Source organism: Gordonia sp. L191 (assembly GCF_030077625.1).
Classification (GTDB): domain Bacteria; phylum Actinomycetota; class Actinomycetes; order Mycobacteriales; family Mycobacteriaceae; genus Gordonia; species Gordonia polyisoprenivorans_A.
On sequence record NZ_CP125996.1, the window covers coordinates 4,730,905 to 4,751,849 of the forward strand.

A 20,945-nucleotide genomic window follows, 5' to 3' on the forward strand; every position below is an offset into this window, starting at 1 on the left:
GGGTGGATCAACGTGACGGCGCCCAGCAACGCCAAGCATTGCGGCAAGAAGGCTTGGATGTGACCTCGGGGACCTCCTCGAACGGAACCCCGGTCGCCAACGTCACTGATCCGGTTACCGGAGAAAGTGGGCAGGTCGCCACCGGGCAATCCCCGCAAACCCAGCAAGCGGTGGCGGCGTCGAACTCGCAGAGCCAGTGGGACCAGATGACCGCCAACACCCAAGGCCCCGAAGTCTCCGGTCGCGACGCCGCCCAGCAACGCCAAGCCCTCCGCGACCAAGGGTTGGCGGTCACCTCAGGCGCCACCGATAGCGGCACCCCGGTCGCCAACGTCACCGACCCCACCACCGGAGATACCGCACAGGTACCGACCGGGATGTCGCCAGCCACCCAGCAGGCGGTGTCGGACTCGCAAGGCCAAGACGCCGCCGACCGGCAGATCGTTGCCAGTCAGGGACCGTCCGATGCCACCACCAATCCAGTCGTCGCTGGCGCTCAGCAACGCATCAGTGCACGCGAGCAGGGCTATGCGGTCACTGCCACCGTCGATGATGACGGCAATCCGATCAACGTCTACACCGACCCCACCACCGGTGCTCAGTTCAGTGTGCGCGCCACCGGTAACGATCTAGCCCAAGCGTTCACCGATCAACTCACTGCCGCCACCAGCATGGGTCCCTACACCAGCCCCGAAGCGCAACAAACCGCACAAGGCGCGCAAACCCGCACCGGACTGCGCGAACAAGGACTCATCGTCAACACCGGCACCGACCCCGTCACCGGACAACCCGCCACCACCATCACCCACCCCCTCACCGGACAAACCCAATACACCGGCACCAACCCCGACGGCACCACCTACACCATCAACATCGCAGGGACCGAACAATCCGCCACCGGTGACGAGGGCGGCGCTTCGTCATTGTTCACCAATCCGGCCACCGGAGAACCACTGGATCTCAACGGCCCAGCAGTCACCGCAGCCATTGGCGCCGCCCAGCAACGGGGCAACGATCTTGCGGACGCATTCCGGCAGCCAGGGCGGTCGCATTCCATTAACACAGCAGGACTCGGCGGCGACGATATCGCGCGTATCGGGGCCGCTGGTAAGGTGCTTGGCCGAGGCTCCTTCGTACTGGGAACCGCGCTCACCGTCGCTGATGAGTGGGGCAAATACTCTCGCGACGAGGAAGACGGCGGTGACGCAGCAGCCGGCATCGTCGGCTCGCTAGCCGGGGGTACGCTGGGCGGCGCGGCGGCCGGAGCGGCAATCGGAACCTTCGCTGGCCCCATCGGCACAGCTGTTGGTGCAGGTATCGGTGCTGCGGTCGGAAGTCAGGCCGGCGCGGACGCTGCCCGGTGGATCAAGGGACTGTTTGACTAACAGTAAGAGGAGAACCTAGTGCATCGAATGATTCGACACCGGCAACGAAATAGGAAAAAGCCCACGTCACATCGGTCATCCGTGCAGCCGCTGTACACGTTCTCAGAATTTTTTCGGCCGTCCACTAATACTTTCATTCTTCAGCTGTACTCGATCCCTACCGCTACCGCCATTATGGCTGGTCTCATTATCGGTAGTTCTCTTCACTAGGTCATTGTCACAGGAGTTCGTATGAGCCTTATAGCCGTAGAGCAGGTGATTCGCGGGTCGCGAAGTGTGGCTAGGCTTCGCGCTCCGTCCGAGACGGCCAAGGTTGCCGTTCCTACAGAGTGGCGTGAAGCGGGCTCCTCTGAGGCGCATTCTGTGATGGCGAGTACGATGTTTCTTCACCCCGCGCCGAAGGGTGAGTTTGTTCCGAATATAGTTATCCAGTACTTTGACTTCGATTCGTATGAAACCCTGAGCTTGTCGTCAATTGCGACCGACAAAGATATTGCGTCACTGTATCGCAGCGTTGTCTTTGGCCACCATGTATCTGACGACGGCCTACTCAGCGTCGATGAAGGGGCATTCAATCACGAAGGCCTCACACTGGCAGTCCGCAGGGTCCATCATACGTATCCCCTGCAAAGCGCGAGCAGATCGGGGTTGACTGTAATCACTTCAACAGCCCCGATAAAGGAATGGAAGGCGCTTGAACCAGATATCAGCACGATCGAATTGAATGTGCTGTCCCGCAAAGGACGCTGGGGTAGTGTCACCACTCCGTAGAGCCCTCACTGGATGGATAGGCTGGCTAATCGTCTACCCAGCCCTTGGTTTCGTTGGCGGCCTATTGATCGGAGTGCTGTTTCTCTGATAGTGCAGATCTAGCGTCACCACGGTGTTTGGTGTTGCCTACTTACCGACGCTCGAACGATTGTTTCCACAAAAGGACGGCGTCTGATTCGCCCTTTTCCAAAGGAAGCCTCGGCTTCAGTACGGAGAGTTTTCTGTACTGGACTACCCATCCTTCACGTTGCGGTGGAGGGTTGTCACTCATCCAGTTCAGCACTTCCCACACGTCTGCGGCGTCCTCAACAGACCACGTTTGCTCGAAGCCTGCGAGGGCAATCCCGGCAGCTAACCCGCCGGGCGGTTCACTTACGGCCGCAACATCGGCGCAGGGGCTCGAAAGATGTGGAACACGCTATTCGGCTAGGGGTGTCCCGGATGATGAAGAGGAGTCCTCGTTGCTGCTTCTGATCGCTGCGATCCTGGGTGGCCTCGGCTTGGCACTATTGGCGTTCCGCGGCGAGGTCGACACCTCCGCGGCGTTCGACGACACGTGGACACTCAAGACACCAGCACGCCTCGTGATATCAGGATTAGCCGTGGGCACGGCGATGACGTCAGCGGCTTTGTGGCTTGCCTTCGGAGACAAAGAATCTCTCGTAGGAGACGTGCCCCTGGCCCACACCTCCGGAACTCCAGGGTGAGTCCCCTGGAGTGGTGGGGTTTCGGGCCTGACGTCAGCCACGGCAGGACGCCCTGTTGCGGCGTGTCGTACAGGGTTGGGGTGGGCCATCGCGTACTGGTCAATGAGTTACCGACCAAAGTGACTCACAGAAGGACACAGATACGCGATGACCCACGACCATTCTGCCCTGCTCGCCCAGCTTGATGCACTCACCTCCGCCGATTCCGGCGCGGTGTTCGCCGAACTTGCGCGCGCCGGCCTGCAAGCTCTGATCGAGGCTGAGGCATGCGAGAAGATCGGCGCCGGCCGCTATGAGCGTTCCGCGGAACGCTCCACCCACCGCAACGGCCACCGCTCCAAGACGGTGTCGACCCCGGCCGGTGATGTGTCGGTGAAGATCCCCAAACTGCGGGCGGGATCGTTCTTCCCGGTGCTGCTCGAACGCCGCCGCCGCATCGACAAGGCCCTGCATGCGGTGATCATGGAGGCCTACGTGCACGGGGTATCCACCCGCAACGTCGATGACCTGGTCAAAGCCCTCGGGGTGGACACCGGGATCTCCAAATCCGAAGTCTCCCGTATCTGTGGCGACCTCGATGTGGAGATCAAGCGGTTCCGGGAACGCTCCCTGTCTCATACGACATTTCCGTACGTGTTCGCTGATGCGACCTACTGCAAGGTCCGGGTGGGGGCGCACGTGGTCTCTCAGGCACTGGTGGTGGCCACCGGGGTGTCGATGGACGGTTCCCGGGAGGTGCTCGGTACCGCCGTCGGTGATTCGGAGTCCTACGAGTTTTGGCGGGAGTTCTTCGCTTCGTTGAAAGCGCGTGGCCTGTCGGGAGTGGCGTTGGTGATCTCCGATGCCCATGCTGGTTTGAAAGCTGCTGCAGCACAACAATTCACGAACGCTTCGTGGCAGCGGTGCCGGGTGCATTTCATGCGCAACCTGCACGGGGCGGTCTCGGCGAAACAGGCGCCGGTGGTGACCGCGGCGGTCAAGACGATCTTCGCGCATACCGAACCCGAGGCCATCGCCGCTCAGTGGGACCAGGTGGCCGACACCCTGAAGGCGTCGTTTCCGAAGGTGGCGGCGATGATGCAGGAAGCCAAGCCGGATGTGTTGGCGTTCAGTGCGTTTCCCAAGGCGCACTGGCAGAAGATTTGGTCGAACAATCCGATCGAGCGTCTCAATAAGGAGATCAAGCGCCGGGCTGATGTTGTGGAAATCTTCCCCAACTCGGCGGCGTTTCTGCGGTTAGCGACCGCGGTGGTGATCGAGGCCCACGACGAATGGCAAGTCACCCGCCGCTACCTGTCGGACGTGTCGATGGTCGAACTCAAGAATGTCCTCACCACCAAGCAACACGCCGCCGCGACAGCACTGGAACAATCCCACCAAAACGCCTAGCATTCACCTGACTCGTTGATCACTACGCGTGAGTCCACGCGTATCCGAAGTCCACCACTCCACGGGGCACTATCGAACTCCATGGCTAGTCTCCGGCATCATAGGGACAGCCTTTTTCGGAGGTGCAACCCTACTTGGATTCATCATCATTATTTTTTCTCCCCACCATTCCTTAATGGCAATGCACATTGACGACGAACATGTCGTGGTCCAACACGGACTACGAAAGCCCAAAAAAGTTGCCTGGAGCGACGTTGTTGACCTGGAGATCAGTGGTCCAGAACGGTCAGACACGGGTTCTGAGCTCACTATTGTCTACCGAGCAGGAAGCAGTCGAACACTATCCCAAATTCATCTATCGAAAGCTGGCACCGGCCTAGCCCCAGAAGAACTCGAGGACATACTCTCCGTCCGATGGCAGCCCGACCTCGAACCAGACCCCAGGCCCGGTAACGATTAACAGAACTCAGAGGTCAGCGTGGGCACGGAAGGGGCTCGGCAATCCCTAAGAACACACAGGTGACCGACTACTTCCTTCACTCCGCGGCCCCCGTGGCAGGTCCCCGATAACCGGTCCAGGCAGTTCTAGAGCCAGTTGCTACTTGCAGTCGATCAGTCGATCTCGCAGCCCACGGGGTGATGTTGGTGGGTGCATCCGGCAGCGTACTCGGCCGGGGTCTTGTAGCCCAGTGCCGAATGCCGGTGTCGGTGATTGTGGTCGTCCTTGAAGTCCTCGATGACCACGCGGGCCTCGAGTTGGGTGGGCCAGTAGTTGCGGTTCAAACACTCGTCGCGCAACCGGTTGTTGAACGACTCGATGAACCCGTTGTTCCACGGCGTGCCCGGCGGGATGTAGGAAATCCCGACCGAACCAGCACAGAACGCTTGGAGGGCCTCGGAGATGAACTCAGGCCCGTTATCCATGCGCAGCACCATCGGCGGGCCATCCCAGATCGCGAACGTCTTCTCCAACTCCTCGATCAGGCGTTCGGCGGGAATCGAGCGGTCCACGATGTTCAGCAACGACATGCGGGTGTGCTCATCGACCATCGACGCGATCTTGATCTTGTGTCCGTCGACGGTGGAGTCGAACTGAAAGTCCAATGCCCACACCACCTCCGGTGCATCCGCGACCACGATCGGCACCGACGATTGGCCAGCCCGTTTACGTCGCGGTGCCCGACGCACTTGCAGACCTTCCTCCTTCCACAGCCGGTGCACCTTCTTCTTGTTCACCGTGTCGCCCTCATCGAACCGCAGCCACGCCCAGGCCCGACGGAACCCGTGGCGTGGGTTCTTGCGGGCGTAAGTCCGTAGCTGCTCCCGCAGGCCGGCGTCCGGATCAGCCGGGGTCTGCGCCTGCGGTAACTGGCGATAGGCCGAGCGGGCGAGCCCAACCACCCTGCACGCCTTACGTTCTGACATGTTCATCACGTCTTTGAGCATGTCGATGGCGGCGCGTTTGGCGGTCGGGCTCAGAATTTTCCCTTCGCGATCTCCCGCAGTGCGTCCTTCTCCAACTCCGCATCGGCGAGCAGTCGCTTGAGCCGGCTGTTCTGCTCACGCAGCTCTTTGAGCTCTTTGGCGGCATCAGCGTCCATGCCGCCGTACTGGCGGCGCCAGTTGTACAACGTGGCGGCCGACACCTCGAGGTCGGCGGCGATCTCCTCGCCGGTCTTTCCCTCCGCCGCCAACTCATCGGCCCGGCGCAACTTGCGCACGATGTCCTCGGCCGAGTGCCGCTTCCGTCCTGCCATGATCCCTATCGTCCCTTCGTGCCCTCATCAGGGCAATCAGGACTCTAGAACAGCCCGGACCGGTTCACGGGGGACACGCCACCCGGAATCGCGTGTTTGGAGCGATCAGTAGTTGAGACTCGATGGATCGCCTGGGCACCTCACAATCACCTCATTCAACACCCTCATTCCAGTCCCCGTTTTGGGGGAATCTGCGATGGGCCACCAGCCTGCCACTACGGCACTGACCAGGTAGTTCTCCCGCGATGGGGAATCGTCACCCTCTGATTAGCTTGCCGAACAGCCTCCGTCATGGTTTGCTGTGTCAAACATTAGAATCCACTATCGGACATCGCCTATTTGCGGCGCGAGATATTGGATCGGGTCAGGGGAGAACAGATGAGGGTGGGGGATAGGTCGCGCGCGGCTCGGCGGCCAGCGATTCGAGCGGCGGTCGGCGGTGCCGGTCTGCTGCTGGCAGTCGCCGCGTCGGTAGCCGGCGTCGGCTTTGCCGGGGCCTCGCCGAATACTTTTGCTGATCGTCAGGCTTCCAAGGTCACCGATGACGGCTGGCGGGTCACCGCGATCAAATCGCAGGAGCAGGTGCGCAGCGTGCCGCCGCTCAACCAATCCAGCTGGACCCGTGAAGGATTCCTGTCCTTGAAGGGCGAAGCGGCGATCGGCGGTACCGGGGCGGTGCCGATCCAGTCCGGGACCGTCGCGGCCGGGTTTCAGATCGGCTGCAATACCGATGTGACCTCCGGTGTCACGGTCGGAGTATCGGGTGGCCCGTCAGCCAACCTCAACGTGTCCTACCCGCCGGCAGTCACGATCGGGGCGACGGTCACCCCGAACATTGCGACCACGTTGCGGCCGGGCACGATCGCCGACATTCCGTTCGGGTCGAAGAAGATGCAGACCGGGAAAGCCGGCATCACCGCCGACGGGGTGCACGTCAAAGTCGACGGCTGCCTGGGACCAGTCGCGGTGCGCGCCTACGTCACCGTCGCCGTCTCCACCGCACTCAACGACAACACCATCAACGTCTACGGACAACCCCACTACCTGTGACTGCGGGGGAGAACATCATGAACGAGGCAACAGAGGCACCACAGATGCGGGCGCGGCAGTCGTCGTATTCGACACGCCAGTCTCAGCGGCGGCTGGTCAGGGTGTTCACGCTGAGCGTTCTGATCGCCGCCGCCCTCGGCGTTATGGGTGTGGCTGCAGCCCTGTCGACGCCGGCACCCGCTCGAGCGGACGCTCTGTGTGATCAGATGCGCGCGCAGTATGGCTCGAACTGGCCGTGTATCTCGGTGCCCACCAACACGTTCAACCCGACAACCAACACACCACCAGCACCGACCGGTGGTGGCAACGGCAGCGGTACGGGTGGCCCGCAGGTCGGCTCCAACATAGGACCCGGCCCCGGCGAAGGCAACGGCACCCCCATCGTGCCGGTCCCCACCCAGCAGGCCGCCGCTGCCACGCCCACCTCACCAGCGACCGCGGCTAAACCCAACACTCAGCAGGCGCCCGCGGTCACTCCGACTGCACCCCCGGCATTCACGCCGCCACCAGTGCAGCGCAACTCGGTCGACGCCCCGACCGCGCTACCCAACGCTCAAGGCAACGGCGACTCCCCGGTCAACATCCACAATCCCAGCCCCGACGAATGGAAACAATCGATCCAGCAACTCGGCTTCTGCCTCATCGGGCACCACGCCGACGGCGGATGCGTCGGCGGCTCACTCGTCAAGAACCCGATCGTGCACAACGCACTGATCGGAATTGGAGCGGCACTGGCCATCGCCGTCATCGCTGGTGTCATCGTCTTCCTTTTTCCGGAGACGGCAATTGCGGACATGGCGATAGCCATCGGCGGACTCATCTTCGATGGCATCGAGGGACTACAGATCGGCAGCACCGCCGCTGCTATTGCGATTCGCGGAATCTTCGATGGCTTCATCTCCTGGCTTACCAGCCACGAGCCGGATCCGCACGAGTCACGAGAAGATCAGCTCCAAGACCAAATTGATGACCTCCGGCGTGAATTTGAGAACGCTCAATCCGGGCACAGTTCAGGTCACCAACCGGCAACGTCGCCACCACCGCAGAATCAACCCGGGGTTCGCTCACCGCAGGTGCAGACCACCCCTCAAACCCCAACGCCCCAGGTGCAGACCGCTCCGCAGGCACCAGCACCGGCACCGGCACCGCAAGTCGCTCCTAATGCCCCGAGTAACGGCACCGCCAACAGCAGCACCAGCTCGGGTACGGGTGCGGGCAGCGGCATCGAGGGCCAGAGTTCAATCGGTAGCACTCACTCTCCGGCAACCGGACCAGGCACAGGTACCGGCCCTGACCCCAGTAAGTTGGTCTAGAACGCGATGCGATCACTGGAGAACGACATGTCTGACAACCGGCACCTCAAGGGCTCTACCTCCGCATTGTCCCTCCGCGACATCCTCACCGTGATCGCTGGCCTGGCGGCGATCGTCGCAGGTGGCGCCGCTGCAGCGTTCGGTCTGGTGATGTGGCTTGACAAAGGGATCTCCGCGCAACAGGCCGCTATAGCAGCGCCATTCATGGCGATCGCAGTCATCTCCGCCATGTCATCCAGCAGCGACCCAACGCGAGTCCCCTCGACACCGATACTCGGCAGCACAGTCAAGCAGCGCATAATTATCAAGCGCCGCATAGGCTTTGCTATGGCGGGTATAGGACTCGTCGCTAGCATCATCGGATACACAATCAGTCCAGTGACCGATCTGTACGAGTTCATTGCGATCTGGTCGATCGTCGGCCTCATCTTCCACGAGTGGGCATACGCGCGAAGGATCACTCAGTTAGCCCGCGATCAGGACTGATCAACATCTGAGCATGGCACACTCCGAAGAACCTGCCGACCCGTTCAGCAAGGGCGGGCACGAGCCCCGAGCCGGGCAACATCGCCAGGATGGCGGGGCCAGGTCAATAGAACGCCTCCAGCGTCATCCGTGGATCAAGCGGATCATCAACGTGCTTTCCGTCCTGCCGTGGCCGTGGCCATAGTCGCTATCCCGTCCCACGGCTGACGATCTTCGGAGGACCCCATCCATGCTTGACGGGCCTACTGATCCGCGACACGGCACGCTCAGCGGCTACAACAGCCACAAATGCCACTGTGAGCGCTGCCGGGCAGCCAAAGCCGCTGCCGAAACCCGGCGCCGCCGGGCCATGACGATCGAGCAACGGCGAGCGATCGACGCCCGCCGCACACCACGCACACCCAGCGCCGCCAGCAAAGCCCGCACCAAGGACTACATCGACCGCCGCCAAATCGACACCCGCGCCAACGCGCGCGAACACCAACGACCCTGGACCGCCGAGGACATCGCCGTCGCGCTACGCACCGACCTCACCGTTTGGGAAGCCGCCACACTACTCGGACGCACCGGATCAGCAGTCGCCAACGCCCGCCACCGATTCCGCAACCGCCCACAGAACCACTGACATACAGACAAGCGAGAGCCGAGCCGCCGACCTCATCACCGGTCTCGACCGGCCCACATCGCCGCCTGTGGCACCCGCGACGTTTCGTCACTGGTGACGAAACACATTGTACGCCAACCTATAACTGGTAACGAGACATGTCGAAGTAGGACGAGTAACCAAACCCCATGCAGTGCCCGTTTGCCGCCCGGGGCAGCCTATTCGATGTAGCCGGTGTCCGGGTCGACATCCTCGAGGAATTGCCGTATCGAGTGACGATGCTCTTCGGTGGTTGTCGGTGTCGGTGAAGCACGTTCGGCGGCGGCTGCTTCTCGGTCGTTACCAGCGACGAACCGCCGGCTAACGCTGAACCCGTAGCCAGGGTTTGGCGGCCCAAGCTGGCTGTGGTCAACCTCGTGCAACGCGAGAATCTCTCATCTGTTTGCATGCACTGCTGCTGATCTGCAGATTGGGTTACTGGGCCACGGCGGCCGCAGAGCTCGACACCGGGAGCAGCCAGCGGTTTCGCTCAAGATTCAGTAGGACGAGTTGTCGCATCTGTTTGAACTCGTCTTATTTTTTGGCCGATAACTAAGATTATGTCAACTACAGCATATGTGCATTCATTGACATATGCCATGGGAGTCTCCCACTACCTCCATGACGACCACCACCACACCAACACCCGACCCTCCGCCTAGCGATGGGCCTCGGTATGGATGGTTCCGGCTGCGCTCGGAACTGCGGGAGTTCTAGTTGATCGGCACCTTGCTATCGCCACAGGGCTACCTTGCTATCGCCACAGGTCGCCAACTCCCAGATGGCTGTCAACGCCACCAACTACGGCGTCACCCGGCAGTCACACGTGAGTGATCTGCCGTGATCAGGTGAGCGTTTCGAAGCTCTCGACTGATCTGGCCATGTATGGGATTTTTCCCATACATGGCCAGATGTGTCTATATTTGGCTGATGGATCGCGAGCTGAACCCGTTCAAACCCGGATCCCGGGCTGCGTCCCCCTGCTCTGGAGGGGCGCGATGAGCAGATCGACAGCTTTGACCTGCTGGTGGCGCGCAGCAAGCGCCGCAACTACGACCGTGGTCTGATCCTGACCGGTCTGCGGGGGGTCGGCAAGACCACCTTGCTCAACACCCTGGCCGACCACGCTGAACCGTCCTGGGTCTGGTGGAGACCGTGATCTCACCAGGAGAATACGGATATGGGAGCACCACGGAAGTTCGACCAGGAGACCCGTGAGCGGGCGGTGAGGATGTATCGGGATCGGCTTGCCGAGCCCGGCGAGTCCAAGTCAGGAGCGCGTCGTCATGTCGGGGAGTTGCTCGACATCAATCCGGCGACGCTACGCAACTGGATCGAGAAGGACACTCCGATCGTCTCCGGATCGGGGACGACGGTGGCCGCCCATGACGCGGAATTGCGTGAACTTCGGCGGGAGAACGCCGAATTACGCAGAGCCAATGAGATTTTGAAGACAGCGTCGGCGTTTTTCGCCGCGGCGGAGATCGACCGCCGACTCCGTTGATCGTCGAGTATATCGACGCTCACCGCGACCAGTTCGGGGTCGATCCGATCTGCCGGGTACTCACCGAGTACGGAATGCAGATCGCCCCGTCCACCTACTACGCCCACAAACAGCGGGGCACGATCTCGGCAGCGACACTGTCCGAGGCGTATGCCGCGCACGCCGTCTACCAGCAGTGTGAGAAGAACCGCAGTGTGTATGGGGTGCGCAAGATGTATCACGCGATGTGGCGTGCCGGTCACATGATGGGACGCGACCAGATCGGCCGGCTGATGGGGATCTGCGGAATCTCCGGCGCGGTTCGTGGCTCGCATCGCATCACCACCACCCGTCGCGACGAGACGGCACCGCGCTTCCCTGATCATGTTGAGCGGCAGTGGAATACACCCACACATCCCGATCAGTGGTGGGTCGCCGACTTCACCTACGTGTGGACATTGGCCGGGTTCGTCTACGTGGCGTTCCTCGTCGATGTGTTCTCACGGCGCATCCTCGGATGGCGGGTCATGACCAGCAAGCACACACCGTTGGTGACCAGTGTGGTCGAACAAGCACTGTTCACTCGACGGAGATCCGGATTCGCTTTTACCTCAACGGGTTTGGTGCATCACAGCGATGCGGGAAGTCAGGGCGGATTCAACCGGTCGTCGCAACACTTGACTGTGTCTGCGACTGTAGCAGTTCGTTGAATGCCTCGGCCGGTGTTCGCCATCCGAGAACCTTGCGCGGCCGGCTATTGAGGGCAGCTGCGACCGCCCCGATCTGGCTTCGATCCCAGCGAGCTAGATCGGTGCCCTTCGGAAAGTATTGCCTGAGCAGCCCGTTGGTGTTCTCGTTGGTGCCTCGCTGCCACGGGGAGTACGGTTCGGCGAAGAACACCGCGGTACCAGTCTCGACGGTGAACTGAGCGTGTTGGGCGAGTTCTTTGCCTTGGTCCCAAGTCAGTGAATCGCCCCGGGTTTGCTGGAGGCTCGGTTAGTTGGTTCCAGCTTCTGCTGGGACCGGGTTCTCACGGTAGCTGGTGACCGTGTGGGCCGCCCAGTAGGCGGCCTCGTACTCGACGGGTGGAACATGCCCGATCTCGCCGTGCAACCGTCGGTGGTTGAACCACTCGATGTACTCCGCGACCGCGATCTCGACCTCGCCAACGCCGCCCCACCCGCCCTTCGGGCGCATGATCGGGTTGCGGATGCACTCGGCCTTGAACAACGAGTTGAACGCCTCAGCCATCGCATTGTCGTACGAATCACCCTTGGAACCAACCGAAGTCACCGCATCGGCTTCGGCGAGACGCTCGGTGTAACGAATCGCTCGATACTGCACTCCACGGTCGGAGTGATGAATCAACCCGGCCACATCCTGGCCGGCACGATCACGCGCCCACAATCCCATGTCGAGGGCGTCCAATGCGAGGTCGGTGTGCATCGTGGTCGAGACCTGCCAGCCGACGACCACGCGCGAGTACACGTCGAGGATGAACGCCGCGTACACCCAACCGGAGTGGGTGCGGATGTAGGTCAGGTCCGCCACCCACAGCGCGTTGGGTGCCTGCGCGGTGAACTGCCGGCACACCCGGTCGGCCGGTTGCGGTGTCTCCGCTCCGTCGCTGCGTGTCGTCTTACGTGTTTTCAACCTCGGCATCCCCTGCAGCCCATCGGCTTTCATCAATCGTTCGACGGTGCAGCGCGCCACGTCGATATCCTTTCTGCGTAGTTCGGCATGGACTTTGCGGGCACCGTAGACCCCGAGATTGTCGGCGTGCACGGTGCGAATCTCACCGAGCATCTCCCGGTCACGCACCGTGCGTGGCGCCTCGGTCTTGTTCGCACTCAGGTGGGCTCGTACCGTGGACGCAGCGATCTGGGCGGCCGTGTCGCGTAGGGCCGCGCAGATCGGATCGACTGGCGTGTTCATCGCGGAAAGCGGCGACGAACACGCACGATCAACGCTGTGGGCGGTCGATCTCCGCGGCGAAAAAAGCCGACGCCTGCTTCAAAATTGTGTTTGCCCGACGCAACTCGCGGTTCTCCCGCTCCAACTGTGCGATGCGTTCAGCGTCGCTGCTCGTGGTGCCCGCACGCACGCCGCCGTCGAACTCGGACTGACGGACCCAGGTCCGTAACGCTTCGGGGTGCACGCCGAGCTGATCAGCGATCCGCTTGATCGCCCCGCGCGAGGATTGCGCATCCTGGCGGGCCTCCAACGCCATGCGCGTGGCCCGCTCCTTGAGTTCCTCACTGTACTTCCGTGGTGCTGCCATGCTCTCCATCCTTCACAGGTTCGAGAGCCTCCGACAAACCCGGGGCGGTTCACAGCGACTTTCTCAACTGCAATGGCAGAGAACCCATGTGATCCGTCAAGGCATCTCGCATCGCCTGTGTGATCCACCCCGGCTTTTCCGGAGAGCTCAGGTTGTGAGTGCCCCCTCCGGATTGGGGGTGCGCATGTGATCGTAATGGAGTCGCTCAGCGTGGTCGGGGGTGAGGTCGTCGCAGTAACTGTGTGGGCGTTCACGGTTGTAGAACGCCACCCATTCGGCCGTGCCCAGTGACAGTTCGGTCGCGCCGTGAAATCGCGGCTGGTTGTCGACGAGTTCGTTCTTGTAGTCAGAGTTCACCGACTCCGCGAGCGCGTTGTCGTAGCTATCCCCAACGCTGCCAATAGAAGCCGCGATGCCTTCCTCGGCCAACCGCTGCCCGAACACAATCGCTGTGTACTGACCGGGTTCAACCGGTGGACGCAACACCCGTAGGGAGAGAGGGTGTTTGTATGGGTCGTCCGGACGGTTGGATGGTGACGGTGACGGGTAGGCCCGCGATGCGGTCGCCGGGCCGTCCGCCGTATCGCCGCGATGTCGAACGCCGGTTCTGGGCCAAGATTGCTGAAGGCTTGACGAGTGACGACGCTGTGGCCGCGTGCGGCGTGTCGCAGGCGGTTGGGTCGCGCTGGTTCCGCCAGGGTGGGGGCATGGCACCGTTCGAGTTGCGCAGCGGGTCCGGTCGGTATTTGTCGTTCGCCGAGCGTGAGGAGATCGCGCTGGCACACGACCGCGGTGAGAGCGCTCGCGCGATCGCACAGATGCTGGGCCGCTCGCCGTCAACGATCTCACGCGAGTTGCGTCGTAACGCGGCCACGCGTAGCGGCAAGGTGCAGTACCGCGCCTCGGTGGCGCAGTGGAAAGCGGAGCTGATGGCGCGTCGACCGAAGGAGGCCAAACTGGTGGCCAACCCACGGTTGCGTGAGTATGTGCAGGACCGTCTCGAGGGTGTGGTGCGCGATGAGGATGGGCAGGTAGTCAGCGGCCCGAAACCGCGAGAGTGGAAGGGCCGCAACAAGCCTCGTCGTGAGGATCGGCGGTGGGCGGTGGCGTGGAGTCCCGAACAGATCTCCCATCGCCTTGAGCTTGATTTCCCGGATGATGAGAGTATGCGGATCTCTCACGAGGCGATTTATCAGTCCCTGTTCATCGAGGGCCGTGGTGCACTCAAGCGCGAGTTGGTGACCTGCCTGCGCACCGGCCGGGCATTGCGGGTGCCGCGGGCGCGTTCGCGTCGTAAGGCCACCGGACACGTCACCGAGGAGGTGTTGATCAGTGCCCGACCTGCCGAGGTTGCTGATCGCGCCGTGCCGGGGCATTGGGAAGGCGAGGTGATCATCGGCCTGAACCGGTCGGCGATCGGCACGGTGGTCGAACGCAGCACGCGGTTCACCATGCTGATCCATCTCCCACGTCTGCCTGGCTACGGTATCGACGCTCCGGTGAAGAACGGGCCGGCGTTGGGCGGCTACGGCGCACAGGCGATGCGAGATGCCTTGACAGATCACATGGGTTCTCTGCCATTGCAGTTGAGAAAGTCGCTGACTTGGGACCAAGGCAAAGAACTCGCCCAACACGCTCAGTTCACCGTCGAGACTGGTACCGCGGTGTTCTTCGCCGAACCGCACTCCCCGTAGCAGCGAGGCACCAACGAGAACACCAACGGCCTGCTCAGGCAATACTTTCCGAAGGGCACCGATCTAGCTCGCTGGGATCGAAGCCAGATCGGGGCGGTCGCAGCTGCCCTCAATAGCCGGCCGCGCAAGGTTCTCGGATGGCGAACACCGGCCGAGGCATTCAACGAACTGCTACAGTCGCAGACACAGTCAAGTGTTGCGACGACCGGTTGAATCCGCCCTGCGATCCCGCGTCTGAATGGTGTATGAGTCTCGTTAAATCAACTACACCGCAACGCTTTCGGTCGTCTGTCGCGTTGTTGATGGCATCGGTAACCAGGTTCACTGTCATTTCCGAGGCCACTTTCCAGCCGACAATCTTGCGGGCGAACACATCGATAACGAACGCCGTGTACGCCCACCCCGACTCGGTGCGGCAGTAGGTAAAATCGGCTACCCACAAACGATTTAGTGCCGCAGCATAGAACTGTCTGTCGACCAGATCCGCCGGCCGCGACGCTGCCGCATCAGGGATGGTCGTACGCACTCGCTTCTTCTTACTCCCGCCATGCCATCCCATGTCCCGCATCACTCGTTCAACAGTGCATCGAGCAACATCAATACCACTGCTGCGCAATACTATCCATGTCTTGCGTGAACCCAGAACCCGCATCAGCGGTCGCTTCCGGCGCAAAGCGAAGATCGCATCGATGACCTGCGCATCGGCGAACATGCGGGCGCTCGGCCCGCGGTTGATGTGATCATAGTAAGTGGACTTGGCGATGTGGATACCATGCTCGCAGAGCACGGCGCACATCGAATCGACGCCCCAGACAAGGCCACCCGCACCCACCTGGTGTCCCTGGTGAGTGCGGATGAACTCCACAATTAGCGGTGTGGCCGGTCGATCTCGGCCGCGAAGAAAGCCGACGCCGCCTTCAGGATCCCGTTCGCTCGTTTGAGCTCGGCCACCTCGCGCTTGAGTCGTCGAACCTCCTCGCTATCGGCCTTGGCTGGCGCGCTCGCGGCGCCCGACGGCGCCTTGCGCACCCACTGGCGAACCGTCTCCGCCGAGCCGACTCCGAGCAAATCCGCAGTCTTGCCCATCGCCGCCCACTCGGTGGACCCCTGAGCCACCAACTGCTCGACCATGTCCACCGCGTCGCGCTTCAACTCATCCGAGTATCGCTTCGATCCTGCCACTGCCATAGGTTTCATTCTCCCTTGAGACGAACCCTCCGGAAACACCGGGACGGATCAGACCGACGCGTCCTCTACATAGTGACATCCTTCCAGCAGGGCCCATAGCCCCACTATCTCGGGTGTCCACTCAAACTGGGGAACCTCACGCACTCAATTCAGCCAGATGACATGGGTGGCGACGGCCACCAGCTCTCCATGCTGGTTGTGCGCATCGACGGCGCAGAGTATCTTGCCGCCTTCCTCGGGTCGCTCGCCCTTGACGGTGAAAGTCACCGAGATGGTGTCGCCCAAATAGACGGGCTTGATGAATCGAACAGTGTCGTAGCCGTACGAGTAGCCATCGACTTCCCTGCGAGTCATCCACTGCCCCGCGGCTGCAGACATCAGGCCCAAGATCAGTACTCCGTGCGCCACTCGTGCTCCGGCAGGATGTTCTTGGGCGTACTCGGCATCGATGTGAAGTGGATAGAAGTCGCCGGTGATACCGGCGAACCCGTAGACGTCGAATTCGGTCACCGTCTTGGCCAATCGGACCACTTCGCCAGTCTCCACCGCTGTCACCGAAGCTCAACCAGCGTTCCGGTGCCCAGTCCTCCCCCACAGCACATCGTGCTGAGGCCGTATCGGGCCCCGGTATCCTCCATGATGTGCAGCAGTGTTGCGATGAGTCTGACGCCTGAGGCGCCGAGTGGGTGCCCCAGAGCCATCGCACCGCCCCTGATATTCACCCGTTCGGGATCAGGCTCGAGATCGGCCATCCACGCGCCGACGACGGAAGCGAATGCTTCGTTGATTTCGAAGGCACCGATATCGGCCACGGAGAGGGAATTTCTTTTCAGGATCGCTTTTGTCGCCGGGATCGGTCCGGTAAGCATCATGTGCGGATCGTCGCCGACGACAACGTGATCGCGGACGATGGCCCGAGGCTGCAGGCCCAACTCAGCGGCGCGCTGCTCTGACATGAGTAAGACTGCGGCCGCACCGTCGGATACCTGGGACGAGGTTGCCGCGGTCAGTTTGCCGCCGAACGCCGGAGCGAGGCCAGCAAGTTTCTCGGCGGAAGTTCCGGGCCTGATTCCCTCGTCGTCGTTGTGGGCCACGCCTTTCACCTCGATAGGAAGAATTTCGCGGGAGAATTCCCCCTTCCTCCGCGCATCCTCCGCCCGTGCATGGGATTGGACGGCCATGTCATCCAGCTGCGGACGGCTCAGGTTCCATTTGTCTGCGATCCTTTCCGCCGCCGCACCCTGGCCACTGAGATTGGCTCGCGCCGGTAGCTCGTAGAGGTGTTGCATCTCTGGGGTGAAGGCATCGCCAAACTCCTCCTGAGCCCGTAGACCGGCGGAAAAGGGCACGACGCTCATCGATTCGACGCCTGCGGCGACCACGCAGTCATGTGTGCCCGCCGCGATGGTCGAAGCGGCCAGGTGCAGAGCCTGTTGCGAAGAACCGCACTGAAAGTCGAGTGAGGTGGCCGGTACGTGAGTCGGCAAACCCGCCTGAAGCCACGCGTTCCGAGCGATGTTGGACGCTTGAGGCCCCAGCTGCTGAACACAGCCGGCCAGGACTTGTCCAACCTGGCCTGCATCGACACCAGTACGATCGAACAGCGACCGATAGACCTGTGCGAGAAGGTGGTTGGGATGTACCGAAGCGAACATTCCATTGTTGCGCGCCTTGCCGATGGGCGTGCGTATCGCATCGACAATGACGACGGTATGACGTGGGGAATTCATAATTCTTTCTTTTCATCGCACCATCGCGGCCGTCTCATTACCCGTGAGGATGATCAGCGGCCGGAATGGTGACTTCGAGTCGATCAAGCGTTTCTCTGGCGAGTGCGATGAGTTCGTGCGGGGTGCTACCCGCCGAATGCTCTGGTACGGAAATGCTCCTTACCCCCATCTCACCAATGTCACGCGCGATCGTGGTCAGGTTGTCGGAGTGATGCCAAAGGGCGACGCTGTTCCACATCGCAATGATCGACAACGCGGCGGTTCGTGGATCGACGGGCGAGAACCTCGCCTGCCGCTGCCCCTCACTGATGACACCGGTCACTGCCTCTAGTACTTTGTGCCGCGTGCTCCTGTGTCGCGCGGCGAGCTCACTCGGCAACGACGACTCATTCTGGGCCAGTAGGCGATACTCCGCCGGATTGCTTCCTACGAGTTCGACCATAGAGACGATGAGTCTGCGCAACTGAACATCCGGGGTCTCCGCGTTCTCACATAAAACCTCATCAACCAGGTTGCCGGCCGTTTCCGTGACATCGCGAACGACTCGTTCGAGTAGTTCCTCCTTGCTGCGAACATAGCGATAGAGCGACGGGCGGCTCATTCCTACTGCTGAAGCGATGTCTTGCAGGGTTGTTCCTGCGAAGCCCTTCTCCGCGAACAGTTGGCTGGCCTTGTCGAACAGTTCGTCTTCTACGAGATCGCGCCGCATTGCTGCGGTCGAACCAGTGGTGTCCGAATCGGCCATTGCCGCCCTCCGCTCCTTCTTCTAGGTCACAGCTTCGACGCTGCTCGTGGGTACTACGCTCGTCTCAAAGTACGTCCCACAGCATGGACAGACCAAAGCCCTAAACATCGTGTCGATGTCGACGTAGTTGCTTGGCACTGGCGCTTCCGGGGTTACCTGGCGAACCGCAAGTTCGTGGACCTTGGCATTGTCGGCGAGCGCTGCTTCCGACGAACCCAGAGCGGTGCCGCACTGGCGACACGTCAGAGTAGCTACGCCACTGACAGTTGTCACAGTCAGACTCGCATTCAAGTGATCGTGGCCGGTGTGACCCGTTTCATCGGCACCGCGAAGCGGGATGTCGGGCTGGTCTGCGCCGCGCTGCCGCCGGATCTCGATTCGTGCCGACTCGGTGGCAACTGCGTTCACCTGGCCGTTGTCATCGATCATCACGCCATAGAGGCTCTCGGCCGCGGCGCGCGACACCTTCCGATTTCTGACATCGTCGGCCACCAGCTGCGGGTCGCGCAGGATGGGGTCGCCATAGCCTCCACCGCCTGACGGGTGGATGATGATCACGTCATCAAGCATGATGACTGTCTCCAGCCTGTTGGGAATAACCTCCACCGATCCACCGATTTCTTCTACGGTCTGCGGGATCGTGCCACCTGCAAGCAGTGAGCCAACATCGCCTCCGCGGACGATGAGGTCGGTCTGAACCCCTCCGGGGTAACCGCCTGCCAACCCGCTCGCGTCCGGGCGGGCTTTGCCGTTGCCGCTGAAACTTCCGCCCATCGGCATCGGAGTCCCGTGCGGGATCAGGCACGATGAAATCGACACTCCGCCACGGAACTGCCCGGCCCCACCAGAGTCGGTTTCCTCTCTGCGCCAGAGGAATAGGTACGGACCGAGGAACTCCGACATCTCGACGTCGGGTGCGCGGCCCATGGCGATCGGCAAGATTCCGCCAGTGTCGGTTCCGTCCCGATGCGGCAGTGCGCCGAAGCCGCCGGCCATGGTGTCGAACATGATTCCGACAGATGGCGCGCCGCGTTGATCGATACCTGCCAGTGTCGCAATGTCGTAGGCGCCTGTGCATACCGATTGGACTCGTGATCTCAGTTCAGGTGCGGTATCGAGCATTTTGCCGAGACATTCGGCGACGACGTTGGACGTCGCCCAGCCGGCCGAGATGGGCGCCCAGCCGATCGCTGCGGGAAAAGTGGCGTTGTTGATCGTGCCCTCGTCACTGATCAGGTCGAAGCATCGCATGATCCCTCCGGCTGCCCACGGTATGTCACCGGCGAGCACGGGGAGCATCGCGAACACCACGCCGGCACGCATACCCGCGTAGGGACTATTGATCATACCCGATTGCGGATCAGTGCCGGTGAAGTCGAAAGTGAGGTGGTCGCCGGTCTTCGTCAAGTGCAACGTGATCTTGTGGAGGTCGCGATCGCCGATGACCGACTGCTCGATGAATGTGGTCGCTCGCCAGTCACCGTCGGGAATCGAGGAAAGCCGATTTCGCAGACGGCCCTCGGCATCGTCCATCATTCGTTTCATGACCGCTTTGACCGTCGCGGGGCCGTAACGCTCGATCAGTTTGGTCAGACGCTGGTGACCGACGCGGTTGGCGCCGATTTCGGCGCGAACATCGAGTTCGACCAATGCGGGCATCCGGGACCTACGGGTGAACATACCCAGTACATCGCTCTGGATGATGCCGTCCCTGACGACCTTGGTGGGCGGGGTGGGTAGAGCTTCGGAAAAGACATCGGTGGCCGCGAGATTCGCTGATCCCGGCTTGGGGCCACCCACATCGATCAGGTGGCAGCTTGCTGTCGTCCACGCGAAGAGTTCGCCTTCCCAGAACAATGGGGCAAGAATGGTCGCATCATTCTGGTGCAGGCCACCACCGACCCACGGATCGTTGTTCAGGAACATGTCACCCGGTTCGATACCCGGATTGTCGGCATGGTTGCGCAACGTCCAGTACACAGCCAGGTCAGTCGATGCCACCAATCCGGTGTTGTAGGTACCGACCTGCACTTCCTGTCCAAGCTCGTCACAGATGGCGAACCCGAAGTCGTTGGCCTCGGTGACCCCTGGCGAGCCGGACATCCTCTTCAGGGTCTGCCCCATCTCGTCGGTGATTGACCAGATTCGGTGACGGACAACTTCATAGGTCAAAGGGTCGACGGACTCCTGATCCTGTTGCAGGTGATGCAGTTTGAGAGATGGGGCCACGCTTTGGGCGAGTTCATCCATCTCTGGTGGGCGGCTGTTGTATCGCTCCGAGCCGGGGACCGGCATGAGATCGGTCATTGGTATCTCCTCGTGA

13 protein-coding genes, 6 pseudogenes and 1 other annotated feature are annotated in these 20,945 nt (G+C 61.6%); of the genes and pseudogenes, 10 read left to right on the top strand and 9 right to left on the bottom strand.

The window, feature by feature from the left end:
- Positions 1–2 precede the first annotated feature (2 nt).
- The 3 genes from QNM97_RS21360 (at position 3) to QNM97_RS21370 (ending at position 4,252) form a co-directional block, all read left to right on the top strand.
- Positions 3–1,385, top strand: a complete 1,383-nt coding sequence (locus QNM97_RS21360; RefSeq protein WP_283820224.1) for a hypothetical protein — start codon at positions 3–5, stop codon at positions 1,383–1,385.
- Between the two features lie 231 nt (positions 1,386–1,616).
- Positions 1,617–2,156 (top strand): hypothetical protein, encoded by a 540-nt coding sequence (locus tag QNM97_RS21365; RefSeq protein ID WP_283820225.1) that lies wholly within the window; start codon positions 1,617–1,619, stop codon positions 2,154–2,156.
- Between the two features lie 854 nt (positions 2,157–3,010).
- Positions 3,011–4,252: an IS256 family transposase gene (locus QNM97_RS21370; protein WP_283819767.1), complete on the top strand. Its 1,242-nt coding sequence runs from the start codon at positions 3,011–3,013 to the stop codon at positions 4,250–4,252.
- Between the two features lie 612 nt (positions 4,253–4,864).
- On the opposite strand, the gene QNM97_RS21375 is transcribed toward QNM97_RS21370, so the two are convergent.
- A protein-coding gene (locus tag QNM97_RS21375; protein ID WP_283820226.1) for an IS3 family transposase occupies positions 4,865–6,009 on the bottom strand; the annotation gives its coding sequence in 2 pieces (ribosomal slippage) (positions 4,865–5,742 and positions 5,742–6,009; 1,146 coding nt in all).
- 378 nt (positions 6,010–6,387) lie between these two features.
- Between QNM97_RS21375 and QNM97_RS21380 the strand changes: the two genes are divergently transcribed.
- From QNM97_RS21380 to QNM97_RS21405, 6 genes and pseudogenes are all read left to right on the top strand, one after another.
- Positions 6,388–7,059 (top strand): MspA family porin, encoded by a 672-nt coding sequence (locus QNM97_RS21380; RefSeq protein ID WP_283820227.1) that lies wholly within the window; start codon positions 6,388–6,390, stop codon positions 7,057–7,059.
- 245 nt (positions 7,060–7,304) lie between these two features.
- Positions 7,305–8,372, top strand: a complete 1,068-nt coding sequence (locus QNM97_RS21385) for a hypothetical protein (protein ID WP_283820228.1) — start codon at positions 7,305–7,307, stop codon at positions 8,370–8,372.
- A gap of 27 nt (positions 8,373–8,399) precedes the next feature.
- Complete coding sequence (locus QNM97_RS21390; protein ID WP_283820229.1) at positions 8,400–8,858, top strand: hypothetical protein; 459 nt, start codon at positions 8,400–8,402, stop codon at positions 8,856–8,858.
- A gap of 229 nt (positions 8,859–9,087) precedes the next feature.
- Complete coding sequence (locus QNM97_RS21395; protein WP_283820230.1) at positions 9,088–9,483, top strand: hypothetical protein; 396 nt, start codon at positions 9,088–9,090, stop codon at positions 9,481–9,483.
- A 948-nt stretch (positions 9,484–10,431) separates the two neighbouring features.
- Positions 10,432–10,633 (top strand): annotated as a pseudogene (locus tag QNM97_RS26535) (ATP-binding protein); the annotation flags it as partial.
- 48 nt (positions 10,634–10,681) lie between these two features.
- A pseudogene (locus QNM97_RS21405) lies at positions 10,682–11,634 on the top strand (IS3 family transposase); the annotation flags it as partial.
- Positions 10,963–11,094, top strand: a sequence feature (AL1L pseudoknot). (Overlaps the previous pseudogene by 132 nt.)
- Positions 11,635–11,641: 7 nt before the next feature.
- Here the strand turns inward: QNM97_RS21405 and QNM97_RS21410 are convergent.
- The 3 genes and pseudogenes from QNM97_RS21410 to QNM97_RS26695 form a co-directional block, all read right to left on the bottom strand.
- Positions 11,642–11,953 (bottom strand): annotated as a pseudogene (locus QNM97_RS21410) (IS30 family transposase); the annotation flags it as partial.
- A gap of 27 nt (positions 11,954–11,980) precedes the next feature.
- Positions 11,981–13,265 (bottom strand): IS3 family transposase gene (locus QNM97_RS21415; RefSeq protein ID WP_502874949.1). Its coding sequence is split into 2 segments (ribosomal slippage): positions 11,981–12,949 and positions 12,951–13,265, totalling 1,284 coding nucleotides; the frame shifts between segments, so codons are not numbered across the junction.
- A 231-nt stretch (positions 13,266–13,496) separates the two neighbouring features.
- Positions 13,497–13,667: pseudogene (locus QNM97_RS26695) on the bottom strand (integrase core domain-containing protein); the annotation flags it as partial.
- A 128-nt stretch (positions 13,668–13,795) separates the two neighbouring features.
- On the opposite strand from QNM97_RS26695, the pseudogene QNM97_RS21425 reads away from it, so the two are divergent.
- A pseudogene (locus tag QNM97_RS21425) lies at positions 13,796–15,172 on the top strand (IS30 family transposase).
- Here QNM97_RS21425 and QNM97_RS21430 read toward each other — a convergent pair.
- The 5 genes and pseudogenes from QNM97_RS21430 to QNM97_RS21450 all read right to left on the bottom strand — a co-directional run.
- Positions 15,162–16,090 (bottom strand): annotated as a pseudogene (locus QNM97_RS21430) (IS3 family transposase); the annotation flags it as partial. The pseudogenes QNM97_RS21425 and QNM97_RS21430 overlap by 11 nt on opposite strands.
- Before the next feature lie 201 nt (positions 16,091–16,291).
- On the bottom strand, positions 16,292–16,702 hold the full coding sequence (locus QNM97_RS21435; protein ID WP_283820232.1) for a MaoC family dehydratase: 411 nt from the start codon (positions 16,700–16,702) through the stop codon (positions 16,292–16,294).
- Entirely contained in the window at positions 16,699–17,877 is a 1,179-nt protein-coding gene (locus QNM97_RS21440; RefSeq protein ID WP_283820233.1) for a thiolase family protein, read from the bottom strand. The genes QNM97_RS21435 and QNM97_RS21440 overlap by 4 nt, the downstream gene beginning before the upstream one ends.
- A 37-nt stretch (positions 17,878–17,914) precedes the next feature.
- Positions 17,915–18,622 carry a TetR/AcrR family transcriptional regulator gene (locus tag QNM97_RS21445; RefSeq protein WP_283820234.1) on the bottom strand — a complete coding sequence of 236 codons (708 nt, stop codon included), beginning with the start codon at positions 18,620–18,622 and terminating at the stop codon, positions 17,915–17,917.
- A gap of 21 nt (positions 18,623–18,643) precedes the next feature.
- Complete coding sequence (locus QNM97_RS21450) at positions 18,644–20,929, bottom strand: hydantoinase B/oxoprolinase family protein (RefSeq protein ID WP_283820235.1); 2,286 nt, start codon at positions 20,927–20,929, stop codon at positions 18,644–18,646.
- Between the last annotated feature and the right edge of the window lie 16 nt (positions 20,930–20,945).